We start from the raw sequence: 5,981 nt of genomic DNA on the forward strand, positions 1-5,981 counted from the left end.
TAGAGAGTTTCGGTCGCGACGCGGATTCGGTCGGTGACATCGGTGAGTTTGAGTTCTCCCAGCAGGTCAAGCAGGGCAGACTGGTCTAGAGCCATCGTGTGGTGTCCTTCGTGAGTTCTTTGATCGGCACTCACTGACCATCCCACGGTGGCTCTTCACGTTGACGAAGCAACACTCAAGAGCGGGAAACCACACCACTCACGGGGACGTAACCCATCAACGCCATGAGAAGCAGGAGCCATGCTCCGACGTGCGGTTCGGTGCTGGTGCCGGAGGTGATTATTGATCCGGCAACCATCAGCCAGGATCCGCATGCCAGGCCGGCCGCGAACCCTCTCCACAGATATGTCTTGCGGCGCCCGGCGGCCGCGCCCTGACGGAGCGCGAAGGATGCGATGAGGGCAGAACCGAAGCACACCGAGGCAAAGAGAACGATCGCGGACCCCGTCGGCCAGGTCGAACTGACCCCATCGCTGTCCCACTGACGGGGCAGTTCGGTCGGAAGCTCCTCGCGCCAGAGGAGCCAAGTCGTGACGACAACGGCGAGAGGCGCCCAAAGCGTGACCGCAGCGATGACGTCACGAGCGCGTGTCTGGCCGGAACTGCCTGCATCCATAGCTAGCTTCCTTCAATCAGTCGACGGATCTCGGGCTGGGACAATCCCAGTTTCCGTGCCTCGGTGAGGAACTGTTCGGCGAGCTCGGTCAATCGGACGAAACCGGGTTCGATGTCCTGGCGGACCCAGGCTCCACGGCCTTGGCGCATCTCGATTATGCGTTCATCGCGCAACTCGCCCTAGGCGCGGAGCACGGTGTGCATATTGACCCTCAACGCGGTGGCCAACTCGCGAGCAGGTGGAAGACGCTCGCCGGGCTTGAGCTCATCATTGAGGATCGCGGCGCGCACTTGAACAGCGATCTGCTCCACAAGCGAAACCCTGGACGCATGATCCACCCGAAACAACATGTTCTACAGACCAATAGAACAATGCATCACTCACTCCGGGTGCCAGTTGCGAACGTCTAATGGGAATTCCTGCCCGGCCCGCGAGCATGTGCGATCCTGTCTCCCATGGGGAGACTGAATCGACAAGATGCGGCCGTCTGCAATCCGGAAGCGGTCGTGTTCACAATGTTGCTGAGGGTTATTCTCGGCGTGGCTTCAGCCGCAGCCCTGGCCACCGGGGCACATCTCGTTGCCGCACTGGCCCATCCCCAAGTTGCGGCCCCCTCCCTCATGGTTGAACTTATGCTCAGCACATTTGGTGGTCTCGTGTTCAGTTTGGCCGCAGTTGTTGGTGCCTCTTTAGCGCTCTGGATCATCGATCATCGCTTGCAGCGTCCACGTGTCGTGCAGGGGGTCATCGCGGGCATCGGTGCGGTCCTCCCTGGACTGGGGCTGTTCGCCTTCCTCGGCCAGACAGCGACCGTGGGGTTCGGTGGCGCTGCCAGCATCCTCGCTTTCGTCGCGGTGGCGTCCTTCACTCTGATGTACATCAGGTCGAACGCGCACACCTCGAGTGGCCCGAGGCCGCACCGACCCTTCGCGAGGGCCAGCGGCATCAAGATCTAACGGCATCATCACGGCGGCTAGGAGTTGCGGGCGTGACCTAGATGCGTTGTCAGCCGTCGAATACCTCGCCACTGGCGAACGCCGCGCCTTCAGGCATCAGTTCGACGAGGGCCGCCGGGCAGTCATCAAACGTGACTCGACCCACAGAAGGCGCCGCTCCCGAGGAGAAGGCGGCTTCCACCCGGTAACACGTGAATACCTGGCTTGGGCCGTTGTAGTGCTGACCATCATCGGTTAAAACATCGGGTCGAGGTCCGGAAGCAATGAAGACCGAAACTTCGGCAGCAGAATCCGTCGAGGAGATGTCGTAGAGGACCACACCGCCCTCCCGAAGATCAAGATCGGATGTTGACGCAACCGAACCGCTCCATCGCTCGCCCCGGAGTGAGTCGAGGTAGCGTACCGGTTCGTTTACTGAAGGCTGGTAGAGGCTCCGGCTCAATGGGTCTTCGAAGGAGGCGATCTGTCTTCACAGCGTGCCATCGATCCCGCTGTCGTATCCGTGGTACTCGGTGTGGCAACCGGTGAGGGAGAGTGCAATCCCTGAGAACACCAAGAGAGCACCCCACTTGCGCCCGCGTGTCAGCATCACGTGGCAGCTTCTCACTATCGATCCCCATTCAATTCCGCTCGACGTTAGCGAAAACGCTCCTCGTCGAACAACTGAGTGCCGCCCTCCATGGTCCATGCTGCGGCAAACGGCATCAGTGTTTCAATGGTGGCGACGCGAACGCCCTCGGCGGTCGGTAGAAGCACCCTGATGCCCGGGTAGTAATCGAAAAGGACTTGCCTGTCACGCCCGCACGGGCCGACGACACCGCGCCCATGATTGCCAACAGCGACGATTGTCGTGATTTCTCGCCCGCCCTGTGCACGCGCCGCGCCAAGTGCAACCAGCTCGGCGCACGGACCGCCGGTGAAATGAAACAGATTCACCCCAGCGAACATGCGGCCGTCCGCTTCTCGAACTGCCGCGCCCATAGTGTGTGCACCATCTTCGTCGGGCCCGGCATCCGTGTTCGCGTCGATGGTTTCTCTTGCGAGCTCAACGAGCTCAAGGTCTTCGGCCGTCGGCACCGCGAGTTCAACGTTGGGGAGCATGAGTGCAATCCTACGGATTGGACCGGATGCACCTCCTGCATGCCTTACTCGCAAGGGGGAGGGTCAGCGGGCGGTGCTGCCCTGCTTCTACCTGCGGGGTGAGCCGTGCACGGCCGCGTCGGCTGTGCCTCCCGCCCGGGAGCGTGGGCCAGCGAAGCAGTGACAACGGCGTATCCTGCGCGCTACACTGCAGGCGCGGCGGGGCCGAGCGCATTGGGGGATGGTGTGAAGGTTCTGGGTGCCGTCGCGGCCGGGCTGATGGCCTTGGGTGTCGCCGCGCTTCTCGTCGTGTTCCCCCTGGAAAACCGGGTCACCGAAGCCCTCGAGGCGCAGGCCACGCAGCTGGCTGTCCCCGCCGACTGGGAGCAGGTGAACGACACGGTTCGCCGCGAACAGTTCCTGTGTATGAGCACGAACCCGTGCCCGAGCATCTTCCGGCGGTGGGTGACGGACACCCCCGTTAGCGTCCACGACTTGGAGCGCATGGCGACGGGCGTGGGCCTCAGATTCTCGGTGGAGGGCACCTGCCAGCGGCCGCCGACGGCGTTCTCCGAAACGGGGGTTTGCACCTTGTACGGTGTCCGCAGTGAGAACCACTACCAGGTCTGGGTGAGCGACCGTCCGCAGGAGCCCCAGCAGGTGTCACTGGAAGTGCGTCCGAACCGCCCCTACCTCACTCAACCTCAGGGGTGAGGGCGTCCACCTTGTCCCGGAGGGTGGCGACTTCGGTGCGGAGCTGGTGCAGCTCGTAGGCCCTGTCGTCGAACCCTCTACCGGAACGCCGGTGAGGTCGCTTCTACGACGCCACCGGCGGAACCTCCTAGAAGCTGTCAGACGCAGCGCCTGGGACGGGCCGCCGCCACCTTAATGAACCTTCGGCAAATCGTGCTGTGCAAGCGCAGCAATGGCCTCTGGACTCAGATCACCGAGGGTCGCATCAGGTTAAAGACGTCTGGCTGGGCCTCGAGGAGCCGGGCGATCAAGGCCTGGACCCCATTCAGCTCGGCAAACAGAAATTCTTGATCGGAAACTGGGACCATCATGAGCCACGTGATGACCAGGTCGTCCGACTCCAGGTCCTCAATGTCGTTCCAGAGAAAAGGCAATACAAACAGTGCGTGTGGCACTGAAACGGCTTGATCAAATCCCGACATCACGTCAGGGAAGATCGTGTCTGGCCAAATTGAATGCTTGCCGGAGGCGATATTGAGTGCGCTTCCGATCAAACCGCTTTGGATCACTTTCCAATTGCTTCCAGCCGCAGCCAGGAGTTCTACCCCGAGGTTTTTCCCGCCACCGGTTGAGAGGTTCGTGTACTGACTCATTCCGATAGTGGCGTAGGAGGTCACGCCGAACTGGGGGATGTTATCGCATTCGATCAGGTTGAGCGACGGCAGGCCTTCCTCCCCTCCCGGAGAGAGCAGGATCTTGGGCTCGACAGAAGGCGCAACGCCGAAAGCGGTCATGGTGTGACGCGTGATCTGTCTGGCTGTGAACATGGCTTTCAGAATTCCGCGAGGTTCGTGCGCGGCGCGGCGAGGCGAGGCGCGGTTCGTCTTCTTGGTGTCCGCCGCAACACCGTGCGGTTGTGGTCCAAGAAGATTCCCGGACGGAGCCTACTTAGGCAACTCGACCGGCTGCGGCCAAACGTGGACGTACCATATCCTCAATTGGCGTCACCGTCTGTGACCACTTCGATCCAGTTGGCTCACGCCGAACAGAATTTCGCATCGACGAGACCACTCGGAGTTCGAGCAAACGGTGTGTGAGACCGGATGCTCAGCGAGGATCTAAGGGAACGTCCTACGGGCACTCGCCATCGCGGTGCTGGGGTTCTCGTTTCATCTACGCCGATTGCAATTGATCCGCGACGGCCGCGGCTTTGGAGTTTCTGAGCAGCGGCACGGAGGCGGCCATCACGAGGATGAGGGCCATTCCGCCGCCGATGATGAATCCAAGACGGGGCTCTACGGCGTCCATGGCTAACCCCACCATGACGGCGGCAACGGCGGCACCAGCGTTGACTGCCGTGTTGATCCAGCTAGATGCCTCGGTGCGCACCTCTGCAGCGGTGAGGTCGTCCGCGAGTAAGTAGCCGGTCACGAGTGACGGGGCCAGGAAGAAGCCCACCGCAGCGAGTCCGAAGCCGAGGGCCGCGACAAACTCAATTGTCGTGAGGAGTGCGCACAGCGCGGTCATGACTGTGACCGAGATGAGTAGTCGTTTTACGAGCGAGCTCCTCCAGATTCGCTGGCCGTAGAGCAGGCCTCCGACTGCGCTTCCGGCGGCGAAAGAGGCGAGAAGGAAACCGGCCACGCCGACCGATCCCTGTCTGTCGGCGATTGCGGGTGCGACCACCTCCACGGTCCCGAGTATGACTCCCACGCCGAGTAGCGCGATCAACACTGCGACGAACCCGCTCTGTCGTAACGGCCGTGAACTCTTCCGGGGGGAAGCGGTGACGGCAACGTGCTGTCGCGACACCGAGCTGCTTGTCATGCCGAGGGTTCCGGCCAGCGCCACCGTGGCTGTAGCGAGAAGTGCGACCGTCGGCGATGCCGCACTGAGAATGGCCGCCGCGATCAATGGCCCGTCGTGAACAGTAATTCCTCACAGACCGCATCGATCTGTACGCCTTCGTCCGCAGTGCTCCCGACGCTGTCAGCGAACCCCAGAGCACACGCATCGCGGCACCGAGCGGTGGAGGGAACAATCCGACAATGGCCGCGAGCCCAACGAGCGCCCCTGACGAAGGGTCGGGCTGGGCTGTCAGCGCAGCAATGCCGCCGAGACCGGCAGCGAAGGCCATGGCTAGCGAGTTGAGTGCGAACCGCTGTCCGCGTCGGTCGACGAATCGTGCGCGGTACGGGGAAGCGATCACGTTCGCGAGCCCGAAAGCGCCCGTAGCCGCGCCGGCGGCCGCGAAAGAATCCGTGCTTCGCTGCACCGCGAAGAGCAGCACTAAGGTCACCATGGCGAACGAGAGTCGCCCGACGAGCGCGGGGACAAAGACCCTCAGTGCGCCGGTCGTGCGCAGTACCTCGAGGTAGCCGCTACTCATGTTCGCGGGGCTGCGTCGTGGTTCACGACCTCGAACAACGTGAGGGTGGCACTCATGCGGATGCCTTCTGGTGTGGCGGAGGGCATCGCTTCATCGTGGATAAGTTTCCCGATCTCGCGTGACATGTCGCGGATACGTAGTCGACGGGGCTGACCTGGCCGAGGGAGGTGTGTCGGCGGCGCCGGTTGTAGCGGTCCTCGATCCAGGCGCCGACCTCTTTGGATGCCTTGTTTTTGCTGGGCCAGGC

9 protein-coding genes are annotated in these 5,981 nt (G+C 62.3%); 2 read left to right on the forward strand and 7 right to left on the reverse strand.

Annotated features, from left to right (window positions below):
• Positions 1–175 precede the first annotated feature (175 nt).
• A complete protein-coding gene (locus tag E3O47_RS14205; RefSeq protein WP_134420987.1) occupies positions 176–616 on the reverse strand; it encodes a hypothetical protein in 441 nt (146 codons plus the stop codon).
• Positions 617–795: 179 nt separating this feature from the next.
• Positions 796–927 (reverse strand): GntR family transcriptional regulator, encoded by a 132-nt coding sequence (locus E3O47_RS16285; protein WP_241986217.1) that lies wholly within the window; start codon positions 925–927, stop codon positions 796–798.
• Positions 928–1,071: 144 nt separating this feature from the next.
• Between E3O47_RS16285 and E3O47_RS14215 the strand changes: the two genes are divergently transcribed.
• Entirely contained in the window at positions 1,072–1,572 is a 501-nt protein-coding gene (locus E3O47_RS14215; protein ID WP_134415244.1) for a hypothetical protein, read from the forward strand.
• Between the two features lie 49 nt (positions 1,573–1,621).
• On the opposite strand, the gene E3O47_RS14220 is transcribed toward E3O47_RS14215, so the two are convergent.
• From E3O47_RS14220 to E3O47_RS14225, 3 genes are all read right to left on the reverse strand, one after another.
• Positions 1,622–1,891, reverse strand: a complete 270-nt coding sequence (locus E3O47_RS14220; RefSeq protein WP_134415245.1) for a hypothetical protein — start codon at positions 1,889–1,891, stop codon at positions 1,622–1,624.
• 150 nt (positions 1,892–2,041) lie between these two features.
• Positions 2,042–2,164, reverse strand: coding sequence for a hypothetical protein (locus E3O47_RS16835; protein ID WP_277870376.1), 123 nt, complete (start codon positions 2,162–2,164; stop codon positions 2,042–2,044).
• A gap of 44 nt (positions 2,165–2,208) precedes the next feature.
• Positions 2,209–2,673, reverse strand: coding sequence for a cytidine deaminase (locus E3O47_RS14225; RefSeq protein WP_198411527.1), 465 nt, complete (start codon positions 2,671–2,673; stop codon positions 2,209–2,211).
• A 225-nt stretch (positions 2,674–2,898) separates the two neighbouring features.
• Between E3O47_RS14225 and E3O47_RS14230 the strand changes: the two genes are divergently transcribed.
• Positions 2,899–3,366, forward strand: coding sequence for a hypothetical protein (locus E3O47_RS14230; protein WP_134420989.1), 468 nt, complete (start codon positions 2,899–2,901; stop codon positions 3,364–3,366).
• 224 nt (positions 3,367–3,590) lie between these two features.
• Here E3O47_RS14230 and E3O47_RS14235 read toward each other — a convergent pair whose 3' ends face one another.
• Positions 3,591–4,139 carry a suppressor of fused domain protein gene (locus tag E3O47_RS14235; RefSeq protein WP_166785407.1) on the reverse strand — a complete coding sequence of 183 codons (549 nt, stop codon included), beginning with the start codon at positions 4,137–4,139 and terminating at the stop codon, positions 3,591–3,593.
• A 379-nt stretch (positions 4,140–4,518) separates the two neighbouring features.
• Positions 4,519–5,172 carry an MFS transporter gene (locus E3O47_RS14240; RefSeq protein WP_347232589.1) on the reverse strand — a complete coding sequence of 218 codons (654 nt, stop codon included), beginning with the start codon at positions 5,170–5,172 and terminating at the stop codon, positions 4,519–4,521.
• Between the last annotated feature and the right edge of the window lie 809 nt (positions 5,173–5,981).

This window comes from Cryobacterium sp. TMT2-17-1 (assembly GCF_004402765.1).
Taxonomy (GTDB): domain Bacteria; phylum Actinomycetota; class Actinomycetes; order Actinomycetales; family Microbacteriaceae; genus Cryobacterium; species Cryobacterium sandaracinum.

What these genes read in the sequence shown, in the direction of transcription:
- E3O47_RS14240 (WP_347232589.1), bottom strand. Translation starts at nt 5,172, where the DNA reads ATGACAAGCAGCTCGGTGTCGCGACAGCACGTTGCCGTCACCGCTTCC.
- E3O47_RS14205 (WP_134420987.1), bottom strand. Translation starts at nt 616, where the DNA reads ATGGATGCAGGCAGTTCCGGCCAGACACGCGCTCGTGACGTCATCGCT.
- E3O47_RS14235 (WP_166785407.1), bottom strand. Translation starts at nt 4,139, where the DNA reads ATGACCGCTTTCGGCGTTGCGCCTTCTGTCGAGCCCAAGATCCTGCTC.
- E3O47_RS14225 (WP_198411527.1), bottom strand. Translation starts at nt 2,673, where the DNA reads ATGCTCCCCAACGTTGAACTCGCGGTGCCGACGGCCGAAGACCTTGAG.
- E3O47_RS14215 (WP_134415244.1), top strand. Translation starts at nt 1,072, where the DNA reads ATGGGGAGACTGAATCGACAAGATGCGGCCGTCTGCAATCCGGAAGCG.